At 42.1% G+C, this 25,345-nt stretch carries 13 protein-coding genes; 12 read left to right on the top strand and 1 reads right to left on the bottom strand.

The window, feature by feature from the left end; genetic code table 11:
• The first annotated feature begins 9 nt into the window (after window positions 1-9).
• From GVK91_RS13330 to GVK91_RS13305, 6 genes are all read left to right on the top strand, one after another.
• The gene (locus tag GVK91_RS13330; protein WP_153845050.1) at window positions 10-1,605 is read left to right on the top strand and encodes a RagB/SusD family nutrient uptake outer membrane protein; all 1,596 of its coding nucleotides are present in this window, start codon (window positions 10-12) and stop codon (window positions 1,603-1,605) included.
• Between the two features lie 155 nt (window positions 1,606-1,760).
• Window positions 1,761-2,780, top strand: coding sequence for a SusE domain-containing protein (locus GVK91_RS13325; protein ID WP_159729285.1), 1,020 nt, complete (start codon window positions 1,761-1,763; stop codon window positions 2,778-2,780).
• Window positions 2,781-2,786: 6 nt separating this feature from the next.
• Window positions 2,787-4,646 (top strand): glycoside hydrolase family 13 protein, encoded by a 1,860-nt coding sequence (locus tag GVK91_RS13320; RefSeq protein WP_159729283.1) that lies wholly within the window; start codon window positions 2,787-2,789, stop codon window positions 4,644-4,646.
• A gap of 33 nt (window positions 4,647-4,679) precedes the next feature.
• Window positions 4,680-5,327: a beta-phosphoglucomutase gene (gene pgmB, locus GVK91_RS13315; RefSeq protein WP_153845047.1), complete on the top strand. Its 648-nt coding sequence runs from the start codon at window positions 4,680-4,682 to the stop codon at window positions 5,325-5,327.
• A 108-nt stretch (window positions 5,328-5,435) separates the two neighbouring features.
• Window positions 5,436-7,745, top strand: a complete 2,310-nt coding sequence (locus tag GVK91_RS13310) for a family 65 glycosyl hydrolase domain-containing protein (RefSeq protein WP_159729281.1) — start codon at window positions 5,436-5,438, stop codon at window positions 7,743-7,745.
• Window positions 7,746-7,845: 100 nt separating this feature from the next.
• On the top strand, window positions 7,846-9,171 hold the full coding sequence (locus GVK91_RS13305) for an MFS transporter (protein WP_159729279.1): 1,326 nt from the start codon (window positions 7,846-7,848) through the stop codon (window positions 9,169-9,171).
• Between the two features lie 227 nt (window positions 9,172-9,398).
• Here the strand turns inward: GVK91_RS13305 and GVK91_RS13300 are convergent, their stop codons facing one another.
• Window positions 9,399-13,355 carry a two-component regulator propeller domain-containing protein gene (locus GVK91_RS13300; RefSeq protein WP_235032924.1) on the bottom strand — a complete coding sequence of 1,319 codons (3,957 nt, stop codon included), beginning with the start codon at window positions 13,353-13,355 and terminating at the stop codon, window positions 9,399-9,401.
• Between the two features lie 434 nt (window positions 13,356-13,789).
• Between GVK91_RS13300 and GVK91_RS13295 the strand changes: the two genes are divergently transcribed.
• From GVK91_RS13295 to GVK91_RS13270, 6 genes are all read left to right on the top strand, one after another.
• Window positions 13,790-16,774: a SusC/RagA family TonB-linked outer membrane protein gene (locus tag GVK91_RS13295; RefSeq protein ID WP_153845044.1), complete on the top strand. Its 2,985-nt coding sequence runs from the start codon at window positions 13,790-13,792 to the stop codon at window positions 16,772-16,774.
• A 184-nt stretch (window positions 16,775-16,958) separates the two neighbouring features.
• Window positions 16,959-18,530, top strand: a complete 1,572-nt coding sequence (locus tag GVK91_RS13290) for a RagB/SusD family nutrient uptake outer membrane protein (protein ID WP_159729277.1) — start codon at window positions 16,959-16,961, stop codon at window positions 18,528-18,530.
• Window positions 18,531-18,952: 422 nt separating this feature from the next.
• The gene (locus GVK91_RS13285; RefSeq protein ID WP_075991636.1) at window positions 18,953-19,480 is read left to right on the top strand and encodes an RNA polymerase sigma factor; all 528 of its coding nucleotides are present in this window, start codon (window positions 18,953-18,955) and stop codon (window positions 19,478-19,480) included.
• A gap of 66 nt (window positions 19,481-19,546) precedes the next feature.
• Complete coding sequence (locus GVK91_RS13280) at window positions 19,547-20,584, top strand: FecR family protein (RefSeq protein WP_159729275.1); 1,038 nt, start codon at window positions 19,547-19,549, stop codon at window positions 20,582-20,584.
• A 4-nt stretch (window positions 20,585-20,588) separates the two neighbouring features.
• Complete coding sequence (locus tag GVK91_RS13275) at window positions 20,589-23,687, top strand: TonB-dependent receptor (protein WP_159729273.1); 3,099 nt, start codon at window positions 20,589-20,591, stop codon at window positions 23,685-23,687.
• Between the two features lie 26 nt (window positions 23,688-23,713).
• Window positions 23,714-25,282, top strand: coding sequence for a RagB/SusD family nutrient uptake outer membrane protein (locus tag GVK91_RS13270; protein WP_200845613.1), 1,569 nt, complete (start codon window positions 23,714-23,716; stop codon window positions 25,280-25,282).
• Window positions 25,283-25,345 lie beyond the last annotated feature (63 nt).

The raw sequence follows: 25,345 nt of genomic DNA, 5'->3' as shown, positions 1-25,345 counted from the left end.
GATATAACAATGAAAAAATTAAATAAATATATAGGTGTATGCTTGCTGGCTATAGCACTGAGCAGCTGCCATAAGGATTTGGATCTAAAACCGACCAACGACGTAACTGCAGATGTGGCCTACAAAGATTTTAAAGGCTATACCTCATCTTTCGCAAGATTATATGGATCATTGACCTTAACGAGTACATCGGGGCCGAATAACTCTGATCTGGGAGGATTGGATGCCGGTACATCGGATTTTTTACGCCTCTTTTGGAACGCACAGGAACTTACGACTGATGAGGCCGCCTGTGCCTGGCTCAATGATTCGGGGATTAGCGGACTGGATTACCTCGATTTTGACGATAGCAATCCCATGCTGCGCGGTCTTTATACCCGCTGTGTCTATAGTGCCACACTTGTCAATGAATTTTTAAGAGAAAGTACAGATGCTAAATTGGCCGAACGCGGTATTTCAGATGCCGATAAAAAAGAAATCGCTTATTATCGTGCCGAAGCAAGATTCTTACGTGCTTATAATTATTGGGTGCTGCTTGATTTGTTTGGAAATCCACCATTTGTAACCGAAGAAACTCCTGTCGGAAAAGTATCGCCGCCTCAGATCAAACGACCTGAACTTTTTGCTTATGTAGAGAAAGAGCTGTTGGAAGTTGCAGGCCAGCTAAAAGGTGCCAAACAGAATGTATATGGTCGTGTAGATCAAGTTGCGGCATGGGGGCTGTTAGCTCGTTTATACCTCAACGCAGAAGTTTACCTGGGTGCTGGTAATAAGAAATATACCGAAGCGATTACATACGCAGAAAAAGTACTGAACTCGGGCTATAGTTTGGGAACAAATTATCGGGAGCTCTTCTACGCGGATAATGATATGAACAACCCCGAATTTATTTTTTATCTGCCTTATGATGGTACCAAAACACAGAGCAAGGGTGGTACAACTTATCTGATCAATGCAGCCATCGACGCAACCATGGATCCCACTTCTTTCGGTGTACCCGGTGGCGGTTGGGCCGGAAATCGGACACGTGACAATATCGCAACGATTTTCGGTGACTACAGCGGAGCAACGGACAAGAGGGCAATGTTTCACTTAAATACAAGCGTGAAAATTGAGGATATCGCTGTCTATAAGCAAGGGCTGGCGGTTACCAAATTCCGCAATGTGAACAAGGACGGAAAAACTGCTCCTCCGGCAGCTGAAGGTTTCGTTGCTTCGGTGGATTTCCCGTTGATTCGTTTGGCAGAGATGAACTTGATCTATGCTGAGGCTACCCTGCGTGGCGGCTCTGGCGGCAGCTTGGCCAAGGCGCTGGACTATGTCAATAAACTGCGTGTACGTGCCTATGGAAACAACAGTGGGAACTTAACGAATCTTTCTTTGGATGATATTCTCAATGAGCGTGTGAAAGAATTATACTGGGAAGGATTTAGACGTTCGGATTTAATCCGCTATGGCAAATTTACGGGTGATAATTACCTCTGGCCTTTTAAAGGTGGTGTGCTTGCAGGTCAGGCAGTTGCCGGGTATAGGACGCTGTTCCCACTTCCTGCTTCGGATATTATTGCGAACTCCAATCTTGTACAGAATCCAGGCTATAATTAATCAGCATCAGACAGGAAGAACGGCGAGTCTCTTCCGGTCAATGTAGCCTTACCTGTAATAAGACAATTGTTGACAGATGAAACCGGGCAATATCTATTGTTCGAATGGTCAGTTACCTGGGCTTTCATCAGCTATTGAAAACAAAAATTAAACAGATGAAAATTAGACACTATATCGGAATCATGCTGCTATTTATAGTGGCGTTCCAAAGTTGTAAAAAAGACGAGACGCGCGCTATATTGGCTAGCGGGGAGAGCATAAAGCCTGCAACTTTAAGCCTCGATAAAACGAATGTAACCTTGTCAAAAGATAACGCAAAGGATACCGTACTGCACCTCAATATGATTCAGCCTGACTTTGGTTTTCAGGCCGCAGTAACCAACGTCCTGCAGTTTGCACTTAAAGGAGACAATTTTAAAACAGTAAAAGAAGTTGTCATTCCCAACGGTCGGACAAGCCTTGGATTTACAGGCTATGAATTGAACAGCTATTTACTTTCTCTTGGTGTTCCGACGGGAACGGCTTCGGACTTTGATGTACGCCTCAAATCGAGTATCAATACTAAAATTACGGTGGTGTTTTCTGCGTTAGCTAGTCTTAAAGCAATCCCTTTTGCTTCGACCAGCTATTTGTATGTTCCGGGAGCTTATCAGGGATGGGATCCGGCCACTGCTGAATCGATAGTCTCCCCAACAAGCAACGGCATCTATACGGGCATTATCTCCTTTCCGGAAACGAATTCGGAATTTAAGATTACGACAGAGCGCAATTGGGCAAATTCCTATGGACAGGCTGCAGATGGTAAACTCGCTTTTAATGGCGGTGGAAATATAAAGGCTCCCCGTGCAGGAAATCTGGAAATAGAAGTCAATACGACAGCAAATACCATTTCATTTAAAGATCACAATTGGGGCATTATTGGTAGTGCCACGCCTAAGGGCTGGGATGCCGATACGGATATGAAATTCGACAATGCCAATCAGGTATGGAAGCTCACGGTGAGTTTGACTGCAGGCGATATCAAATTCCGTAAAAACCACGATTGGGGAACGAATTTCGGCGGAGCTAACGGCAGTCTGATTGCCGGCGGGGCCAATATCGCGGTTGCCAATGCCGGTACGTATGATATCGTCGTGGATTTCAATGCAAATACATATACGTTGACGAAGAAATAAAAAACGATGTTTAAACGAAATAAAAAGATTACCACAGTATTCGTGGCACTAACGGTGCTTGGATGGAGCCCCCTAATGGGGCAATCCATCCAACGCGTAGAACCTTTAAACTGGTGGGTAGGAATGGAAAATCCGACCTTGCAGCTTGTTGTGTATGGACCTCAGATAGGGAAAAGCGAGGTACAGGTGGAGGACAAAGGGATAGAACTTGTCAAAGTCAATCGCGTAGAAAATCCCAACTACCTGTTTTTGGATGTCAAGGTGGCTGCTTCGGCCAAACCAGGATGGTCAACTTTTACCTTTAGCCAAGGAAAGAAAAAACTAACCTATCGTTATGAGTTGAAGCAAAGGGATCAAGAAGTAAAAGCACAGGGAGTGAACAGTGCTGATTTGATCTACCTGATTATGCCCGATCGTTTTGCCAATGGAAACAAAGGAAATGATCAGGTGAAAGGCATGTTGGATATGAGTTTAAACCGAGACTCGATGTATCTGCGTCATGGCGGTGATCTGGAAGGTATTATCGGAAAGCTGGATTACCTACAAGATCTTGGGGTGACATCATTGTGGTTGACTCCTGTGTTGACCAATGACATGCTCCAGGCTTCATATCATGGTTATGCCAACACCGAAACCTATCATATTGATCCCCGTTTTGGTAGCAACGATACCTATGTCCAATTGGGTGAACAGCTGCATAAACGTCAGATGAAACTGATTTTTGATGTGGTGCCCAATCATATCGGAAGTTATCATTGGACGGTAAAAGACAAGCCGATGGCCGACTGGCTCAATGAATGGCCTACCTATACGCAGACATCTTACAAAGACCAGACAGTTTTTGATCCTTATGCCTCGGCAGATGACAAAAAGAAAATGGTCAAAGGCTGGTTTGTTCCCACAATGCCCGATATGAACGAACAAAACCCATACGTTCAAAATTATCTGACCCAAAGCCATATCTGGTGGATAGAGACTGCGGCAATAGATGGATTCCGAATTGATACCTATCCATACAATGATCTTGATTTTATGGCCAAATGGACAGATCGCATTCTGCAGGAGTATCCAAAATTCACCTTTTTTGGTGAAACATGGGTACATGGTGTGGGGAACCAGGCCTATTTTCTGGGTGGAAAACGAGTTGGCCAGGATGTCGATTCCAAGCTGATGGGTGTCACGGATTTTCAGCTTAATTATGCCATAGGTGATGCACTCAACCAAAAGACAGAATGGACCGCCGGAGCCAATAAATTGTATTCAACCCTCGCTTCAGACTTTCTGTACCCACATCCCGAGCAAAATGTGCTTTTTTTGGATAACCACGATAAAGATCGTTTTTTCTCCGTTGTCGGTGAAAATGTGCAGAAATATAAATCGGCAATGGCTTGGCTTATGACAACAAGGGGCATCCCACAATTGTACTACGGGGCTGAAATTCTGATGAAGAATTTCTCAAATCCAGATGGCTTGCTACGGGAAGACTTCCAGGGTGGTTTCGCGGGTGACAAACTGAACAAGTTTACCGCAGACGGAAGGACTAAAGCAGAGCAGGATATGTGGACTTTTGTTCAAACGCTAGCCAATTATCGTAAACAACATGCTGTATTACAGGTTGGTAAAACGATGCAGTATGTGCCCGAAGATGGTGTGTATGTGTATTTCCGCTACAACGAGCAACAGACGGTTATGGTCGTGATGAATTGCAATGATTCGACGAAAGAGATCAAACTGGATCGTTTTAAGGAAAGAAACAGCAGGGTCAGATCCTATGTTGATATTATCCAAAAACAGGAAACCGCTCCAGCTGACAATACCTTGAAACTGGAAGCTTATGAGACTAAAGTGTTGGAGCTTAAGTTTTAATACAATTTAAAATTCTATAGAATTCATTTTTCAATGATTAATTATACTACTGTAAAAGCCGTAATATTTGATTTGGACGGTGTGTTGGTGGATACGGCAATCTACCATTTTGAAGCTTGGCATAGATTGGCCGAAGACTTGGGCTATTCGTTTTCCATTGTTGACAATGAGCAGCTGAAAGGTGTCAGCCGGATCGAATCCCTGGAGCTTATTTTAAAATGGGCCGGGGTGGAAAAGTCCGAAGCTGAAAAAGCGGATTTACTGGTGCTTAAAAACCAATGGTACCTGGAGTTGATTGAACAGCTGAGTCCTGACCACTTGCTTTCCGGTAGTTTGGAACTTTTAAAAAAGCTACAGGAAAAGGGAATTAAGATTGGACTTGGTTCGGCCAGCAAGAATGCAATGGGTATCCTTGAAAAAACCGGAATTATACCCTATTTCGACGCGCTGATCGATGGGAATGTAGTGCAGCTTTCTAAACCCAACCCGGAAGTTTTCCTTAAGGGGGCTGAGGTTCTGGAGATTGTGCCGGCCCACTGCCTGGTGCTGGAAGATGCGCAGGCTGGAATAGATGCAGCACGGGCAGCCGGTATGCAGGTAATAGGTGTAGGCCTGGAGGTACATCTCAAGGGAGCGGATTTGGTCGTAGCAGATTTAGGGACCTTAGTCGATAAATTTTAAAATTTAGGAGAAATTCAATAGCGGAAAGCATGCAGTAGATGGTATCGGTAAATAGGGCAATCATTTATTTGCCTTCGATTCCGAGCATGCGGTGAAAAAAATAAAAAGATGAAAACATATATCAAACATAACCCTTGGCAAATTATCGAAGATACATTTCGCCCCGAACATAATGAATTTTCGGAAAGTATCTTCGCTATTGGTAATGGTCGGATGGGGCAGAGGGCTAATTTTGAAGAAGAATTCAGCGGGAAATCCTTGCAAGGGTCGTATTTGGCCGGTATTTATTATCCGGACAAAACACGTGTAGGCTGGTGGAAAAATGGGTATCCGGAATATTTCGCCAAGGTTATCAATTCCATCGATTGGATAGGCCTGCATATTTTGGTCAATGGGCAGGTGCTGGATCTGAACAAAGTTACGGTCAAATCTTTTGAGCGCCGACTGGATATGCAGCATGGCGTTTTGTACCGCAGTTTTGTCGTGGAAATGCCAGACGGAGCACAGCTTAAGGTAGAAGCAAGCCGGATGTATCATCTGTTTGCTTCCGAAACAGCTTCATTGCAGTATAACATCCAGGCGCTTTCTGGTCCAATTGCATTGGAGATCAGGTCGCAGTTAAATGCTGAAGTCGTTAACCGTGATAGTAACTATGACGAGCAATTTTGGGAAAGTACAGCGCAAGGTAGGGATGGTGAAAATACCTTTGTGGTAGCGCGCACTAAGAAAACGGGGTTTGAAGTCTATGCCATGCTTACAACGAGCGTAACTGGTCCAACAGCGGTCGTGGAAGTGCAAGATACCGTCGCAAGTCCGGGCTGTATGACAGAGATCTATCAGACGGATCTTGCCGAATCTCAAATTTGTCGTGTTGAGAAGCGCGTTGCCATTGTCACCTCGCAGAATCACCTGCCGGCTCAGCTAAAAGAGGCTGCTTCGGTTAATCTACACCAATTGAATGTGCTGAGTTATGAGCAGTTAACGGCTCGACAGGCAGCAGCCTGGCAAGTGATCTGGGCAGAAAGTGATATTGAAATTAGTGGTGATGTCGCAGCACAGCAGGCAATACGCTACAATATTTTCCAGCTTAACCAGACTTATACCGGCGAAGATGAGCGCCTCAATATTGGTCCGAAAGGTTTTACAGGTGAAAAATATGGTGGTGTTACGTATTGGGATACCGAAGCATATTGTATTCCATTTTATCTCGCAACACAGTCACCAAAGATTGCCCGTAATTTGTTGATTTATCGTCATCAGCAATTGGAAAAGGCAATCGAAAATGCCGCTAAACTCGGCTTTAATCGGGGCGCTGCACTCTATCCCATGGTTACGATTAATGGTGAGGAATGCCATAATGAATGGGAGATTACATTTGAGGAAATTCATCGCAATGGAGCTATAGCATTTGCGATCTATAATTATGTCCGTTACACCGGAGATCATGATTATATCTGGTCACATGGATTGGAGGTTTTGGTTGCGATAAGCCGTTTCTGGGCACAGCGTGTCAATTGGAGTGCCGATCGCCAGCAATATGTTATGTTGGGCGTGACGGGACCAAACGAGTATGAAAACAACGTAAACAATAACTGGTACACCAATCGTATTGCTTCATGGTGTCTGCAATATACACTGGACTGTTTAAAAAAGCTGGCTCAGCTGAGCGACGGGAATGCTGACGTACTGAAAGCGAAGTTGGCCGTAGCATCGGGAGAACAACAAAAATGGCAGCACATTGTCGATAACATGTATTATCCTTTTGATGCGCAACGGAATGTGTATTTGCAGCAAGATGGCTTTTTGGACAAAGAGCTGATTCCTGTGGCAGAACTTGATCCATCGCATCGCCCTATTAACCAGCATTGGAGTTGGGATAGGATTCTGCGTTCCTGTTATATCAAACAGGCCGATGTATTGCAAGGTTTTTACTTCCTTGAGGATCAATTTGACCTGGAGACCCTAGGTCGACATTATGAATTCTATGAGCCTTTTACGGTGCATGAAAGTTCGCTGTCTCCCTGCGTACATGCAATATTGGCCGCTAAATTGAACAAGCCCGAAAAAGCGTATGAATTCTATCTGCGCACCTCACGTTTGGATCTGGACGATTACAATAACGATACCGAAGACGGTTTACATATTACGTCGATGGCGGGTACCTGGATGACAATCGTAGAGGGCTTTGCAGGAATGCGGATTAAGGACGGACAATTGTATTTAAATCCGATGTTGCCCAAAGAATGGGAAGGATATAAATTCCGGGTGTTATTTCGTGGAGCGACTTTACTGATTGCAGTAGATGCCGATGGTTATACGATCGAAAATGTCAGTGATACTGCAGTCCATATCCAGACGGCAACCGAAGCTTTCGTGCTGCCTGGGCAAAGCAAAAAACAGGTGCTTCAGCTGAGATAAACCCTAGTTTTCAGCAGTGAAAGAACCTATCTTATGCTGCTGAAAATAGGGGTTAAATGGTAATTAAATTGTATTTTGTCTTAAATTTTGATAGCCTATTATGGGAAATAAACCTGAATTAAGCATTAGCCAGGTCATCAATATGAGTTTTGGATTTCTGGGGATACAAATGGGTTTTGCTCTGCAAAATGGCAACGCCTCCCGTATTCTCCAAACATTTGGTGCTGATGTGGAGCATCTTTCACTTTTTTGGCTTGCAGCTCCGATTACGGGGATGATTGTACAGCCAATTATAGGCCATTATAGCGATCGAACCTGGAATAGATTGGGCCGGCGGCGACCTTATATTTTGGTAGGGGCACTGTTGACTACCCTGACTTTATTTTTAATGCCCAATGCGGCATTATTGACAACATTATTGGCGCCACTTTGGATCGGTGCCGGCTTATTGATGTTTATGGATGCTTCCATCAATGTGACGATGGAGCCCTTTCGGGCGCTGATCGGTGATAATCTGCCGAGCAGTCAGCGGAGTCTGGGCTTCTCGGTACAGACCTTTTTAATCGGGATTGGCGCTGTTCTTGGCTCGCTACTTCCCTTTATGTTGACGAAGTATTTTCATGTAGCAGGAACTTCTGAAGCCGGGCAAGTACCGAGTAATGTTATCTACTCCTTTTATGTAGGCGGTTTTGTCCTGCTTCTAACGGTGTTATGGTCTGTGTTCAAAACAAAAGAGTACTCACCAACAGCGCTTCAGACTTTTTCGGATGCGGTTGCTATTGAACAGGATGCGGCACCAAAGTTTGGTTTGCGTTCTATCGTTAGTGATATCGGTAAGATGCCATTGATCATGCGCAAATTGGGCTGGGTCCAGTTTTTCTCCTGGTTTGCCCTTTTTATGATGTGGGTGTATACAACTCCTGCTATTGCTGATTCGGTTTTTTACCTGCGGGAAGGAAATCGGCAGGATCTCTATATGGAGGCTGCCAATTGGGTAGGTGTGCTTTTTGGTATTTACAATGGAGTCTCGGCCTTGTATGCCTTGTTTATTCCGCGGATAGCTAAACATTTTGGGCGTGGAAAAACGCATGCTCTTGGGCTTTCCATTGGTGGGCTTTCGTTAATTTCATTATTTCTGATTAAAGATGCCAATCTACTGATTCTTCCTATGATCGGTATTGGTATCGCTTGGGGAAGCATTTTGGCAATGCCTTATGCAATTTTGAGCGATCATTTGCCTACGGGTAAAATGGGAGTTTATATGGGGCTATTTAATTTTTTCATTACCCTACCTCAGATTGTGTGTGGATTTTTTGGCGGAATGATCATCAAATATTTTTTTCATAGCCAATCCATTTATGGCTTGTTGTTGGCCGGCATATTTATGTTGCTGGCGGCATTCTTTGTTCCAAAGAGTAAGAATTAAGTTCATGCCATTATCGTAGACGTAGGCTAAACCCGCTACGTCTACGTTTTTTTTTCTTCACTAGCGTCTTTCAATAAGATTTTCGAGTTCCTTGTATTTGTCCCCGATTCTTTCTTTACCTAGGGGCTATTTCTTTCTTTATCAAGTGCCTATATTCTTTCGGCATCTCGGGAACAGTTTTTACGCCATCGGAATAATATTCTTCCTGGTACTAGAACTGGTGTTCATCACTTGCTGTTTTCAAGAATATAGCTGCTTGGCGACATGCCATAGTGCTTATGAAAGTCCCTTGAAAAATTGGATTGTACGGTATAACCGACCATCGTTGATACCTGGGTGATGTTATATTCTTTTTGGGTGAGTAGTTCTGCCGCCTTTTTCAATCGTGAAATATTGATCAATTCATTGGGCGTGAGGTCGGATAGTCCTTTGATTTTACGGTAAAGGGTTGGACGGCTCATATGCATCAATTTGGCCAGTTCATCCACATTGAGATCTATCGTTGAAATATTCTCATAAATAACCGTATTCAGCTGACTGATAAAATCTTTGTCGGGTGCTGAAACGTTAATATCCATTAAATTGGAGCTGGAAGAATTGGTTAGGTAATTCTTGATAATTTTACGGTTTTTGAGGATGTTGCGTATCTGTACCATGAGGAATTCAAGCGAAAAGGGTTTTTCGATATAGGCATCGGCACCATTTTTTAATCCCTGAATTTTTGAATCCAGCGCATTTTTTGCCGTTAGAAAAATAACGGGAATATGGCTATACAGAATATCTGTTTTGATGCGTTTGCATAGCGCCAGACCATCCATAATGGGCATCATAATATCTGTTAGTACAAGTTGTACATTCTCTTGGTCTAATATTTCGAGGGCCTCGGCACCGTTCCCTGCCCGTATAACAGTGTAGCTGGTTTTCAATTCTTTATTGAGGTAGGCCAGTATTTCTTTATTATCCTCGACGAGCAGAATCACCGGCTTTTCTTCCTCCTGTTCATCGGATTTATCATTCAATACATGATCGTCGTTATCTTCCTGAAAAGATTTGATGTCGAGCGATTGTTCCTGAAAAATAGGGATCGATAGCAGGAATATATTGCGGTTTTCCTCCAGATGTACAAGGGATAAGTTTCCTTGGTGCAATTCGACCAAAGAGCGAGATAAAGGAAGACCAATGCCCGTCCCCGTATCTTTATCGGATTCATTTAAGCGATAAAATGGTTCAAATATTTTCTCTCTTTTCTCAAAGGGAATGAGCTCACCATCATTCTTAAACTCGATATTGAACATAATATCATCGCTATTAAAAGGGAGGAGTTTGACATAGACTTCTTGATCCGCATATTTGATAGCGTTGTGAATCAGGTTGGTAAATATTTTTCGAAGGGCTTCCTCATCCACATAAGCCGTGAGACTGATACGCGGGAGACTGAGGTCATAGTGCAGCTGTTTATCTTTTGCGAGATAATTTAAATCGTGAAATACTTCGGATAGGAGGGCATTAATATCCGTTTTAGTAAAAATAAGGCTCATATTGTTGGTTTCTGCTTTTCTAAAATCCAGTAATTGGTTGGTGAGGCGAATTAATCGCGCCGTGTTTTTTTCAATCAGAGCAAGGTCTTTGGCTGTGTCGCGATCGGTAAATTTATGGTTATTGATTATTTTCTCAAGGGGCATTTTGATCAGCGTGAGTGGCGTACGAATTTCGTGGGCCAGGTTGGTGAAGAATTCCAGCTTGAGGTTATATATTTCCTGTTCTTTTTTTCGTTCATAACTATCCATCTTTTGGGCGTTGTTGGCCTTTATAAGGAGAAAATAATACCGTAATACGAGCAGTGCAATGGTGCCGAAGCTCAAAAAATAAAGTAAGTATGCCCAACCTGACTGCCACCAGGGTGGCGAAACGATGATGAGCAGTTTTTTTTCATCCGGATTCCAGACGCTGTTGTTATTTGCACCTCTGAACTTAAACGTATAAGTGCCCGGAGGAAGTTTATTGTAATAGATTTTTTGGTTGCCTGTAATATCGGTCCAGTCTTTATCGTAACCTTCCATGATATAACGATAAGGATTGCTCTTTGGGGAAACAAAGCTCAAGGCGGCGATATTGAAGCTAATATTGGAATTGTCGTAGGTCAGTCGGATCTCTTCTGATAGGGAGATGGATTCTTTCAGTATGCCATTTTCACGAACCGGTACGCTCACATTGTTAATCTGAATGCCGCTGATGAATATAGGTGGAATAAAGCTGTTCTTAATGGATTTTGTAGGGTTGAAGCTAACCATTCCTTTAATCGTTCCGAAATATAAAGTCCCGTCGCTATCTTTGTAAGCCGAATTATAATTAAACTGATCTGCAGGAAGCCCGTCTCTCGATGTATAGATGACCCTACGCGGGACACCTTCATCCAGTCTGACCAGTCCACCACCAGTAGATATCCAGATGCTCCTGTTGTCATCTTCCAGGACCTTGAATACCTGATTAGAAGGTAAGCCGGATTCGGTCAGATAATTGGTGAAGCGCCCATCACGACGGTATTTTGATAGGCCGCTTTCGGTGCAAAACCACAAGTTATTTTTGCTGTCTTCAAATAGACCGTTGACGTAATTATTGACAAGTGTATTTTGTTTACCTTGTTCGGATAACAGATGCTGAATTTCTCCCGAACTGCGGTTATATTGGTAGACCCCACTACCGTAGGTGTTGATCCAAAGTATACCATATTCATCTTCATAAATGCCTTGTATCCATGCGGTAATAGGAAGGAGGTCAAAACTGTCGCTATTTTTGTTGTAGCGGTATAGTGCGCGGTCTGTCCCGACAAACATGCTGTTGTCTTTCGACTTATACAGGCATACGGCAAAGCTGCTTTGTAAGGGGCCTTTGCCGATACGGTCATAGTGTTTTTTTAGTTTTCCGGTTTTTACGTCGAGAATGTCTAGTCCATGTGTTGTGGAGCCTACCCAAAGATCGTCGCCGATTGTTGCCAGGCCATGAACATTGTTATGCGCTATACTTCCCTTTTTTCCATTGGCAAGGAAATGCTGAATCTGTTGTGTTTGAGCATCAATTTTGTTCAGGCCGCCATCTTCTGTTCCTATCCAGAAATTTCCATAGCGATCTTTTTTGATATCGTGTACAATATTGCCTGATAGGGCCGATTTTCCGAATCCGGATAGATATTTTTTGAAATTGTCGAATTGGTTGCTGTATTGGTTAAAGCCGCCGAAAAATGTTCCAAACCAGATATTGTCTTCACGGTCCCGATAGAAATTCAGGACAGCATTGTCAGATATGGCAAATGGATTGAGCAGATCTTTTTTGATGTGCTGGCTCTGACCCGTGTGAATATCATAGGTATATATTCCAGTTTCTGTTCCGATCCAGTATACTGACTCCGTTTGTTGAATAATACAGTTTGCCTGGATGACTTTATTGGGGTAATGACTTGCAAATAGATTTTTTAACCGGCCGTTTTTGAAATCAAACAAATAAGCCGAATTGATTGTCCCGACCATCAATAGGGAATCATTGATGGCGTAAACGGTTTTTGTATTTGCCAATGCTTTTCGATCGATCTTTTTAAGGTCAACTTCGACAAATTTGCTCGTATTAACCTGATACCGCTGTATGGTACTGTTATTGTCCGTTGTCCACAACCCGCCTTTTTTGCTGCTGGTAATCGCTACAATGGTATTTTTGTTCTGATCAAATGGAATTATTTCTGTTGTATAAGAATTATAGCGATAAAGTTTTCCGTTCGAAAGTAACCAGATAAAACCGGCGTATTCGTGTATGGCATTTACTTCACCGATTGGTACACCCCTGAAGGGTGTAAAATTTTCTTTAATGGGATCGTAACAATAGGTACCGCGTGTGGTTCCCACCCATAGCACTCCTTTACTGTCTGTGAGAATACTTAAAATGGACGAACTTCCGATACTTGTAGAGTCTGAAGCATTGTGTCTAAATATCTTAAATTGATTGCCATCAAAGCGATTGAGACCATTCCTTGTCCCTAACCATAGAAAACCCTGAACATCCTGTGTAATACATTTGACTGTGCTATTGGAGAGACCGTCGTGGGTTTGATAATTTTTAAAATAGATCGATTGTGCCTGCACGTTAATACATGCTAGCGATATATATAAAAGGAGTATGGTGGTTATTCTTTTCAAAACTGATTACGTTGAACTAAAAATAGTCAATTAAAAGATAAAAAAGAGTTTTACTGATACGCTTTGATATAAAATTGAGACGCTCTGATTGGACTAGCTACAAGGATTTACGCATTTTTATAAAACAATAATAACCAAATATAAACGTATGTTTCGCCCTAGAATTATGACAGGTAAGTCCTGTGTCCTTGTTTTTCAGTTTGTTAGGTTTTTGTTTTTACCTGTGAGACATTATGTTCACGATGCTTTGGTTTTGAATTTTGGCTTTAAAGGCCTTGATACCGAGCGCTACGTCTTTGCCATTATTGGGGAAGACTATACGCATTTCAAAAGGGCTTTGGAGCCTAAAAAATACCATTAAAAATCACTTAGTATCATTTGTGTATCCTAGATGCATGATATAAAAATCAATTAAACCACCAATCAAAAAGCGTATGAAAAATAAACTACTTGCACAATGCGTAATGACGCTTACATTTTTGCTTGTATCTTTTATTGTAGTTGCCCAGACGAAAGTCTTGAAGGGAAAGGTTGTAGATGAGACTCAAGGTCCATTGGCAGGAGCTACAATTAAGGTAAAAGGGGGAACCGCGGCTACAACAACAGACACGGAAGGTTCCTTTACATTTACTGTTCCCAGTGAAGCGAAAACGCTGGAAGTATCCTTTATTGGATATACTTTAAAAGAAGTACCCATTGTGGGAAACGATATCACCGTAGCGCTGGAACCTAGTGCCGGTCAGGGTCTAGATGAGGTCGTTGTGATCGGTTATGGTACCGCCCGTAAAAAAGATCTAACGGGGTCGATGGTCACTATTGGAGCGAAAAACTTCAATAAGGGGATCATGACGAGTCCCGATCAATTAATACAAGGAAAGACACCAGGGGTTATGGTGATTAATAATACGGGGCAACCTGGCGGATCAACCACAGTACGTATCCGTGGAAACTCATCGATCCGGGCCAGTAACAACCCATTATTTGTGCTGGATGGTGTGCCTATGTCGGGTAATTCGCCTCTGCCCGAAGGAAGAGGAGGCTTTTCTTCCGACAGAGGAAATCCTTTGACTTACTTGAATCCGGGTGACATTGCTAGTATGGACATCCTTAAAGATGCATCGGCTACAGCAATTTATGGCTCACGTGGGGCAAATGGCGTTGTCATTATTTCGACGAAAAGAGGTAAAGTAGGGCAGCCCGAGGTTTCTGTAGGAGCCTCTGCAGGTGTTTCTACCATGCGGGAATATCCTGATGTATTAGATGCTGCTCGATTTAGAGAAGCGTTGAAATATTATACACCATCTGAAGTCGCAAATGCTGATTTTGGTGGCAATGAGGATGCCTTTAAAGCGATCACAAGAAAAGCGATCACGCAAAATTACTATGCTGATGTAGCTGGCGGAACCGAGTATGGTAAGTATCGCCTTTCAGGTGGATATTTAAACCAAAACGGTATTATTCGTGGATCACAGCTGAAGAAATACACAGCCAATTTTAACGGGAATTTCCGTTTTCTGGAAAACAAACGATTGGGATTGGATTTTGCAGTCTTTTTGACGCAAATGGATAATAAATACGCACCGATCAATGCGATGGTAGGTTCGGAAGGAAATGTGATTTCCCAAGCCTTACAATGGAATCCGACACGACCATTACGGGACGATCAAGGCAATTTAACCTTTGTCAGTTCAACTACGCGAAACCCATTGACAAGTATTGACGCCTTTAAAGATTTGGCGACAACAAATACCATGGTAATCAACTTGGCGCCATACTATAAAATTACAGACGATTTGGAATATCGCTTTATCTATAGTGCAATGCGACAAACTGGAAACCGTGAAGGTATGTACCGCGCAGGACTTATTGATCCTTCAGCTGTGAACAATGAGCAGGCTTTTATTTCCAATAACGGAGAAACCAACTTGCAAATGACGCATATGCTCTCTTACAATAAACAAATCAATTCAGATTGGAGTGTCAATGCGGTAGCGGGGTACGAGTATTTGGATTATAACTACAACAACAACATTTCCTTTGGCGGTGGATTTCGTTACATGGGACTAGATTATTTTGACTATCTACAATATACACCTGTTTCCACGCGTGAAATATCGTCGTATAGAAGTCCAACCAATCAATTGCAATCACTTTTCTTGCGTGGCGGATTCAATTACTTGGATCGCTACTTATTGACTGCAACAGTAAGAAGGGATGGCTCGACGAAATTTGGTTCAAACAACAAATACGCCATGTTCCCTTCATTGGCCGTAGCCTGGAATGTGAATCAGGAAGAGTTTTTGAAATCTACCGGTATTTTTGATCAGTTGAAAGTAAGGGTAGGCTGGGGAAAAACAGGTAACCAAGAATTCCCATCGGGGGCATCGTTAAATAGATTGGTTTTTGGTAACCAAAGTGTAAGCCAGGCAAACTATGGTAATCCTGATTTGAAATGGGAGACTTCGACCACGATCAATGCAGGTATTGATTTTGGAATTTGGGGTAACCGTCTGTATGGATCCATTGATTATTTTAATAAAAAGACCACAGATGCACTATTTGAGCAAACTCTTGCACAGCCAGCTCCAGCAGGGCGTATCTGGGTGAATTTGGATGGCGAGATTGTCAATAAAGGGGTAGAGGTCGCGTTGACCGGTACAATTATTAAAAATGACAATTGGACTTGGGATTTGACAGGTAATGCAACTTTCCTGAAAAACAGTGTAAGTGGTCTAGTGGGCTATTACGAAACAGGGGCATTGCGTGGGCAAGGATTTTCAGGTGTATTGGGACAACGTATGACCAATGGACAACCATTGAATGTATGGTACCTGGCCGATTACCAAGGTATTGATCCGCAGACAGGAATGAGTATGTATCGCGGACAGGATGGTAGTATCAGTACGGCCAACGACCCTGCAATTAATAAATTCTATATGCACAGTCCAAATCCCACGACCTTATTGGGTATTTCTACCAACGTAAATTACAAACAGTTTTCTTTGGCTGCCAATATGAATGGTGCTTTTGGACATTATCTATTCAATAATACGGCAGCGACGACTTTGGGATTGAGTAATCTGTCATCACGTAATATCGGTTCAGCATTCTTTAATACAGCTGTAAAAGAGTCTACTTCCAATTCGGCTGCGCCTTCGACGCGATTCCTTGAAAAAGGTGATTATCTAAAAATGGCTAATCTTACTTTAAGCTATCGTGTTGGAAATGTAGGTAGAACACTTAAGAACTTAAATGTATCCCTTACTGGACAGAATCTTTTCATCATCACGAAGTATACAGGATTTGATCCAGAGGTGAATACAGATGGTGCAACAAATGGTATTCCTTCGTTGGGTATCGAATATTTACCGTATCCACCGGCAAGAAATATCCTATTGGGGGTTAACTTCTCACTTTAAACGTATACTGTAAATCATTAGATAATAAAAAGAGGAGAGCATCACGATTGATTTAAACGTATTAGTGAATGAATAAAAATGAATAAATCTGATCGCCCCATTACGAATGAAACACCAAAGGCAGTATGAATGCCTTACAGTCAAAATGGATGAATAAATAATCAAATTTAGACGGATGAAAAAGATGAAATTAAGAACTTTATTATATATCGGAATAATTGGCTCCATTGTAACAAGTACATTTTCTTGTACTAAACTAAAGGAGGAATTTAAAGGAGAATTAGAGGAGGGGACATCCAATGTGGATCCTGGAAGCTTGTTGATCACAGCTTATAATTCATTGAATACCCCTTATCAGCAGGAACAGCGCTGGGTGATGCAGGAAATATCAACGGACGCAGCCATGGCCCCTACACGGGGTGGCGACTGGGATGATAATGGTATGCATCGTGCGATCCATTTACATACCTGGAATGCAGATAATGGCTACATGAACAATACTTTTGTCAGTTTGGGTACAGCCATCTATAATGCGGGCAATGTGTTGCGGTACAATCCGAGTGCGCAACAAGGCGCTGAAGCGAAGTTTATTCGTGCGTTGGTCATGTTTGATATGTTGGATCTTTATGGCGTAGTACCCGTCCGGGAAGGAGCCTCTTTTGAAGATTTTAGAATCGCACCAGAGGTGTTACAGCCACAGGCGGCTATTGACTATATGGTGAAGGATCTCAACGAAATTATAGCGAGTTTGCCTGCAAACGGGCCGAGAGCGGCATATGTAGCCAATAAAAATGCGGCGAAAGCATTATTGATGAAGATTTATTTGAATAAGGGAACATTTTTAAATAGACAAGCTCCTTCTTTTGCTGCCGAGGATATGAATAAGGTAGTGACCTTAGCCAAAGAAATTACCGCTTCGGGATACTATACTATTTCTGCGAAGGGCAAATACTTTGATAATTTTGCGCCGGATAACGACGAGAAGTCTACCGAAAATATTTTCACTTTATACAATAAAAATGGAGATAGAGGTGGAAATGTGGACCGTACCTGGAATACCGTTGCTCACTATAATATGAATCCAGGGGGTTGGAATGGCTGGTGTACCTTATCAGATTATTACGATAAATTTTCGGATACCGATGAAAGAAGGGGAATTTATTATAATTATCCAGCTGATACGACTTCTAACAGAACAAAAGAATTCAAACGTCAAAATGTTGGTTTTTTTGCTGGACAGCAATACAATTGGAGTACAAACAAACCTTTAATGGCGCGGAACCCAGCGAATGCGCCTTTGGTCTTTACGCGTGAAGTGACCATCCGTACCTCGGGTGCAACCCTGGAAACAGCTGGTATCCGTCCAATGAAGTATGCTTTTGATTATGCCGTCACTGGTCAACGAAACAACGACTGGGTTGTATTTCGTTACGCCGACGTATTGCTGATGCAAGCAGAGGCTATTCTGAGAGGTGGAACAGGAACAGCAACAGAGGCACTCGGTTTGGTCAATACTATTCGGACGAACCGTGGTGTTAATAACTTGACGGCATTGACGCTCGATAATTTATTGGATGAGCGTGCTCGCGAGTTATATTGGGAAGGCTGGAGAAGACAGGATTTGATTCGTTTTGGTAAATTTTTATTGGCCTGGCAAGAAAAGGCTGCGGATGCCGATCCCAAAACATTGGTTTATCCAATCCCGAGCCAACAGATTGCCGTCAATCCAAATTTGAAGCAAAATACGGGTTATTAATTTGCTGTATAAGCATCAGTAAAACAAGCAACTTCAAGAAGTTCGTTTTATTTTGAAAGGTATTTAGCTGATAGGAACTTACTCTTATCAGCTAAATACCTTCTTTTTTTGAAACAGGTCGTTTCTTACAATTCGTTTCTTTTGACCAGAAAGAACCAGCAGTTTACTTTCATGACAGTTGGTTCTTGTGAAACTAAAAAGCTTTTAGGAAAAAAGGTGCATAAAATGGGGATTGAAGCAATTGCTCTATTGAAAATATTATCTTGTTTTTTTGATAAAAAATAATCACTTTAGAGGTGGATAACTAGCCAAAAAGCATGGGTCATTTTGATGGATCAAATTGAAATTCTGTCAGATACCAATTTCGATATTCTTTGTAAAGAGGATAACAGCATTGAAACAAGACTATCTAAATGTAGATTATGATTAATAAAATCCTACAGCGGGCACCTACTAACGAAAAAGAGTTTTTTTTAGCTTATCGTTATTGGTACAGGAAATTATACTATTTTCTGTATCAGAAGACCCAATGTTCGAATCTTGCTGAAGATGTCGTCCAACAGACTTTTTTAATTGTTTGGGAACGCAAAAATAATGCGAATCAGCAAATCCAGTTCAGTACCCAGCTCTTCCAAATTGCGCGCACAAAATTGATTGATGAATTGCGCCGGCGTGCATTGAATAGAAAATATGTAGCGTTTGAGAAACCATTTGTACTGACCCAATATGAAGATCTTGAACGACAAATTGCCTATAAAGGAGAGTTAGAATACGTAAAAGAGCTGATTACACAAATGCCTTTTATGCGGCAACAGGTCTTTTATCTCCATAAAATTGAAGAATTGAGTTATAAAGAAATTGCCGTCAAATTGTCTATCTCCCCGAAGACTGTAGAAAATCACGTTAGCATTGGCCTGAAATTTATTAAAAAATTTTTTAAGTTGTCTTAGGGGACAAGCCCATCACTATTCGTATAACAGTTATATACCTATCCCGCTAAAAGGATAGAAACTGTTATGAATCGCAAATCCTTATTAAATAAATTCCTGGCGAATGAATGTTCTGCTGAGGAAGCGAAACTTGTGTTCACCTGGCTGAATGACGATCCGACATTATTGGACGATCTCATTTCGGAAGATGATTGGGTATCCTATATCAATCAGGAAAATAAGTCAAAACGTGGTGGCGATAGCCTGTTGAGAATTATTACTGTATTCGTCCTGTTTGGTTTCCTGTTCGTTTTATCCAATCTTTTGAGCACATCAACCGATAAACCTATACAAACAGCAAGTTTCATTCATGAAATTTACTACAACCCTTCTGCTCAGCCTAAAGAAATTATTGCAGCAGACAATTCGATTTTAACCTTGGAACCCGGTGCACTGATTCAGCTAGGTATAAAACCGGATCTTGATTTTCGGCGGGTTAAATTATTCAGTGGAAGAGTCAATTTTAAAGTAGCAAAGGATCCTTCAAAACCTTTCATCGTCGAAAGCGGCACGTTGATGACCACAGCGCTGGGAACAGAATTCATCGTGGATTATAATGCGGCAGTTGAACATGTTCTGATCCGATTATTTGAGGGGAAAGTTCGCGTTGAATCTATAGAACCGTCCGTAGTAGAGACAAACATTTTGAAACCTGGCCAACAGATTTATTTTGGCGGAGCGAACAAGATGCTTGTTTCAAATTTCAAAGGTACGCCAAAAATGAGCGCCAGGGAAAGTCTACCAGCCCAGCTTATGCTTTCCGCAACGGAAAAACCGTACCGCAATCCGGCAACAATTCACCAGAGCGCCAATTGGCTCCAATTGGAAGAAACCTCTGTATCCGATATTATTCGATATATCAATCATGAACTTGATGTACCTATATCCTATGATTCATTAATCGTTAAAAACTATCGGATAAAGGGGCGGTTTAGCAAGAATCCAACAATGGACCTGAAAGACAAAACGGATCTTGCGGCGTCTATTCTGCAGTTGATTGTTGAGGTGAATCCGTTTATTCTTGAAAAACAACATAATACATATATACTCAAACCTAAAAAATAGAATCATGGTAAATTTCAACTTAACCAAGAAACCATTTTTTGTTTTTCTTGTCTTGACACTGTTATCTTTTCGATGTCTAGCGGGAACAATAAATGGTGTAATCAAAAACTCGTCGGGGCAACGGCTGGCAGGGGTAAGTATAATTTTGAAAAATCCCGGCAGCAGTTTTTCAACAGCAGCTTCGAGTGCGAGTGATGGGAGTTTTCGTTTTGCTGATGTACCGAATGGAAAGGGGTATGAACTGACTTTTTCATACATCGGGTATCAAAGCTATGTGGAACGAAATGTGCAGGTTTCCGCTGATGGAGCCACCACTCTTTCCATTATTTTGGAGGATCAAGTGAATCAGCTAGAAGATGTTGTCGTGATCGGATACGGTAAACAAAAGAAAAGCGATCTGACAGGTGCCATTGCATCGCTTTCCAGCAACGAACTAACAAAAGGAGGAGCAGTGAGCAATGTAGGTCAGGCCCTACAAGGTAAAGCTTCCGGTGTCGTTGTAACCCAGAATTCAAAGGCGCCGGGTGGTAGCACGTCTATTCGGATTCGCGGAACCAATTCGATTAGTGGAAGTAATGATCCACTCTATGTGATCGATGGATTTCCAACAAATAATGGAATCAACATCAATCCTGATGATATTGCTTCCATGGATATCTTAAAGGATGCTTCGGCAACGGCTATCTACGGTTCCAGAGGTGCCAATGGTGTTATTATCATTACCACAAAACGTGGTCTTACGGATAAAAACAACATTACCTATAGTGGCTATGTGGGAACACAGAAACCGATTATACCGTTCACCTTTCTCGACGGTAAGCAATATATGAATCTTGCCAATGCACTTTATAAGGAGATTCAGGGGCAAGAAAATCAGGAATATGCAGTCTATACCAAATCACAGCTCGAGTCTGATGTCAATACGGATTGGGTAAAGGAGACCATGCGGAACGGCATTTTGCAAAACCATAATTTACAGTTTTCCGGAGGTGGTGAGAAAACCAAAGTGTTGACGAGCATAGGTTATTTTGATCAAAAGGGTGTTTTGAAGACGACAGACTTTAATCGAATTTCGGGACGTATCAACGTGGATCAAAAGGTAAACGATTATATCCGCACTGGGGCGAGCCTATCCGCGCAACGGGAAAAATCGAATATGCAGGTGTATGACGGAAATATCCTGAATTCAAATGTTTTGTACAGCATATTGACCTATGATCCGACGGTACCTGTTTACAATGCAGACGGTAGTTTTGGAAGACCTCCAGGAGGGCAGGGTGACAATCCCTTGGCCAACCTGATGTCACGGATCAATGATGTGCAAAGGGACAAGTTGAATGGAAATATTTTTCTTGAGGTAAATCCGATCAAGGAACTGACCTTGCGCATGGATGCAGGAACGGAAATAACACATGATCAATTGGGCAGTTATCTGACTCGAGACTCTTATCAGGGTGGGATAGATGATGGTGTGGCAAGTCAGGCCGATTATAATGAAACCCATAACCTGATTGATTTTTATGCCACCTATGCAAAGGTGTTTAATGAGAAACACAATTTGAGTGTGATGGGGGGCTATTCGTATGAGAAATACGTGCGCAACAATAAGGGGATCAATGTGAAAGGTTTTTCAACGGATCTGCTGGAATACAATAATTTAGGAATGGCCTCTAGTATTACGGGAGTAAATTCTGCTAAAGCTGAGAACTTGGTCATCTCTTTTTTCGGGCGGGTAAATTACGCCTATGCTGATAAGTACCTGTTGACTGCAACCTTACGTCGTGATGGATCATCGCGCTTTAGTCCCAACCATCGTTGGGGAACCTTTCCTTCAGCAGCTTTTGCATGGAAGGTCAACAATGAGGATTTCATGAAAGAGCAGCAGTTATTTTCGGATCTAAAATTTAGGTTGGGTTATGGACAGACGGGTAATGATCGCGTTGCGGATTATGCTTCTTATGGATTGATGGATAATGGGCACTATACGTTTGATGGTGTGACCAATTCGGGTGGCGTTAAACAAAACCCAACTTATCCTGAAAACGATAAATTAAAATGGGAATCCACGACGCAATATAACGTCGGACTTGATTTTTCATTTTTTAAGAATCGATTAGCCTTTACCGTAGATGCCTATTATAAGAAAACCAATGATCTTTTGATTAAGAGTATATTGCCTTATTACACAGGATATACCTCCGGACAGCGCAATCTAGGTACGATGAATAACAAAGGGTTGGAGTTTTCGGTAACCAGTAAGAATATGACCGGAGCGTTTACCTGGGAGACAAAATTGAATTTAACGATGAACCGCAATAAGGTGTCAAGCTTGGGTGGAGAGCCTGAACAATTGTTGACTTCGTCAAAACCAATGGGTAATGTTTCTGAAGAAGCTTATTCGGTTATTCGTGTTGGGGAATCGTTGGGCTCTTTATTTGGCTATAGATACCTGGGGGTTATTCAACAAGGAGAAAACTATGCGCCACAGCCAAATTCTAAACCCGGCGATCCGAAGTTCGCGGATGTGAACGGCGATGGTACAATCAATTCTGCGGACCGGACGATCATCGGTCGTGGTTATCCGAAGTTCAATTTTGGTATGACCAATACATTCGCGTATAAAAACTTTGATCTGACGGCCTTCATTTATGGAAATGTCGGAAACGATCTCCTCAATATGACACGTATGAATCTGGAGTGGAAACGTACCACAGAAGCTTTAAATCGATGGACTCCGACAAACACCAATACGGAGATTCCAAGAAACGGATTTTACTACATGAACTATGGTGGCTATATCAATGACCATTTTATTGAGAATGCTTCCTTTTTGCGGCTGCGTAATCTGACACTGGGTTATACCATTCCATTGAAAACAAAAGCGGTTCAATCGATACGGGTATATGGTATGGCGGAAAACTTATTTACGATTAGCAATTATTCTGGATGGGATCCTGAGGTGGATACCAAGGGATATGAAAATGATGCGCTGGTTAAAAATAGAGCTGGAAATAATCAGAGTGCCAATGCTGGGGTAGGTCTGGATTTTAATTCATATCCTTCGATGCGCTCGTTTACTTTTGGTGTAAGTGCAACATTTTAATAGCTAATATCTAAATCAGAAATGACATGAAGACGTTTAAAAATAATATAAAATATATCTTGGGTATGGCGGGTCTGGCCGCTGTTTTGGGCCTCAGCTTGAATAGCTGTACCAAGCTTGACCCTAAATTATACAGTGATCTGACGACAAAAAATGCCTACTCAACAGAAAGTGATATCAATGCTGCCCTGACGGGTGTCTATACGAGTTTATCGCCTTATCCGGGGGATGCCTATTTATACTATGCGGGTTATTTGGTGATGATCACCGATTACGCAACGGATATAGGCTTTTCTACAGCGGCAGGTGATCCTACACGGATGAGTAACTTTACCTATGATGATAATAATAGGTATTTTAAATTTAATTATCAGAATATGTACCAGGTGATTAGCAATGCCAATATGTTGATTGATCGTATTGAGAGTGTAACTATTCCCGACGATCGCAAGAAGAAAATTATCGCACAGGCCAGGTTCTTGCGGTCATTATCTTATATGGATCTTACAGATGCCTGGGGACCGGTACCACTGATAACGACAGTCAAGAATCCGACGGAAAGCTACAATGAGCCTTTGGTTGCTGTAGAGAAAATTGATGCACAGATTGCTGAAGATTGTCAGTATGCAATCGATAACTTGCCGGAGAAATGGTCGGACGAACTGGGCATTGGCCGTGCTACAAAAGGCGCCGCGTTGACCTTAATGGGAAAGATGTATATGCGTTCGCACAATTATGAAAAAGCAAAAACGTATATCGATCAGGTTTTAGCGTTACGTGATAAAGGTGTATACACGCTGAATCCGGATTTTAAGAAGGAGTGGTCCGACAATAATAAAATGGATATGGGGCTGATATTTGGCATCTTGCATGAGCCTACATTAAATGGAGGCGAGATTACCAATCACTTTGGTCCGACCGACAACCCTGAAGTACCGGATAGATGGCAGTACTATGGTGTTTCCCTTGATTTTTGGCGAAAATATAGTGATCTCGATCCGCGTAAAAAGTTTTTCTATTATAATTACACCGGAAAGGCTGCACGGGACAAAAATACAAAGTATGGATTTTTTTACATGTTGCCTGCTAAAGGTCAGACTACTCCGCCAAGTGATACCGTGAAATTCCTGCAAAATGTTGCAACGAAAAAGTATTCTTATGATATGGTCAATAACTCCTATCTGGATGGGCGGACGATTCAGGTTCTCCGTTTGGCGGATGTTATTTTGTGCAAGGCTGAGATTGAAAATGCACTGAATGGGCCCGCGGCAGCATTGCCTTATATCAATGAAGTCCGGAAGAGAGCTGGAGCACCTGAATATGGTAAGCATCCTGATTTTCCTAGTCCTGCAAATAAGGAGGCTATGATCGATGCGCTTGTTGACGAACGTGGTTTTGAGCTTGTCTTTGAATACAAAAGACGTCAGGATCTGATCCGCCTGGGCCGCTATGAAAAAGTAAGCAATGCTTATTTGAAAGGCCGCGGACTGAAAGAAAATGTCACTGAAGCCATGCGCTATTTCCCTTATCCATTGGAAGAAGCACGTTTGCATCAAGAAATGACGACAGCCAATCCATCGCGATTGCCTAAATAACCCAAACTAAAGCGCATTATATTCGGTAATGCGCTTTGTTTGATAGACCAGTGGAATTGAAAT

It is taken from the genome of Sphingobacterium sp. 18053 (genome assembly GCF_902706145.1).
GTDB classification, from domain to species: domain Bacteria; phylum Bacteroidota; class Bacteroidia; order Sphingobacteriales; family Sphingobacteriaceae; genus Sphingobacterium; species Sphingobacterium paramultivorum.
Note: the sequence above shows the minus strand (reverse complement) of the source record. Positions and strands in the feature narration are given on the sequence as shown.

What these genes read in the sequence shown, in the direction of transcription:
- GVK91_RS13330 (WP_153845050.1), top strand. Translation starts at nt 10, where the DNA reads ATGAAAAAATTAAATAAATATATAGGTGTATGCTTGCTGGCTATAGCA.
- GVK91_RS13325 (WP_159729285.1), top strand. Translation starts at nt 1,761, where the DNA reads ATGAAAATTAGACACTATATCGGAATCATGCTGCTATTTATAGTGGCG.
- GVK91_RS13320 (WP_159729283.1), top strand. Translation starts at nt 2,787, where the DNA reads ATGTTTAAACGAAATAAAAAGATTACCACAGTATTCGTGGCACTAACG.
- pgmB (WP_153845047.1), top strand. Translation starts at nt 4,680, where the DNA reads ATGATTAATTATACTACTGTAAAAGCCGTAATATTTGATTTGGACGGT.
- GVK91_RS13310 (WP_159729281.1), top strand. Translation starts at nt 5,436, where the DNA reads ATGAAAACATATATCAAACATAACCCTTGGCAAATTATCGAAGATACA.
- GVK91_RS13305 (WP_159729279.1), top strand. Translation starts at nt 7,846, where the DNA reads ATGGGAAATAAACCTGAATTAAGCATTAGCCAGGTCATCAATATGAGT.
- GVK91_RS13295 (WP_153845044.1), top strand. Translation starts at nt 13,790, where the DNA reads ATGAAAAATAAACTACTTGCACAATGCGTAATGACGCTTACATTTTTG.
- GVK91_RS13290 (WP_159729277.1), top strand. Translation starts at nt 16,959, where the DNA reads ATGAAATTAAGAACTTTATTATATATCGGAATAATTGGCTCCATTGTA.
- GVK91_RS13285 (WP_075991636.1), top strand. Translation starts at nt 18,953, where the DNA reads ATGATTAATAAAATCCTACAGCGGGCACCTACTAACGAAAAAGAGTTT.
- GVK91_RS13280 (WP_159729275.1), top strand. Translation starts at nt 19,547, where the DNA reads ATGAATCGCAAATCCTTATTAAATAAATTCCTGGCGAATGAATGTTCT.
- GVK91_RS13275 (WP_159729273.1), top strand. Translation starts at nt 20,589, where the DNA reads ATGGTAAATTTCAACTTAACCAAGAAACCATTTTTTGTTTTTCTTGTC.
- GVK91_RS13270 (WP_200845613.1), top strand. Translation starts at nt 23,714, where the DNA reads ATGAAGACGTTTAAAAATAATATAAAATATATCTTGGGTATGGCGGGT.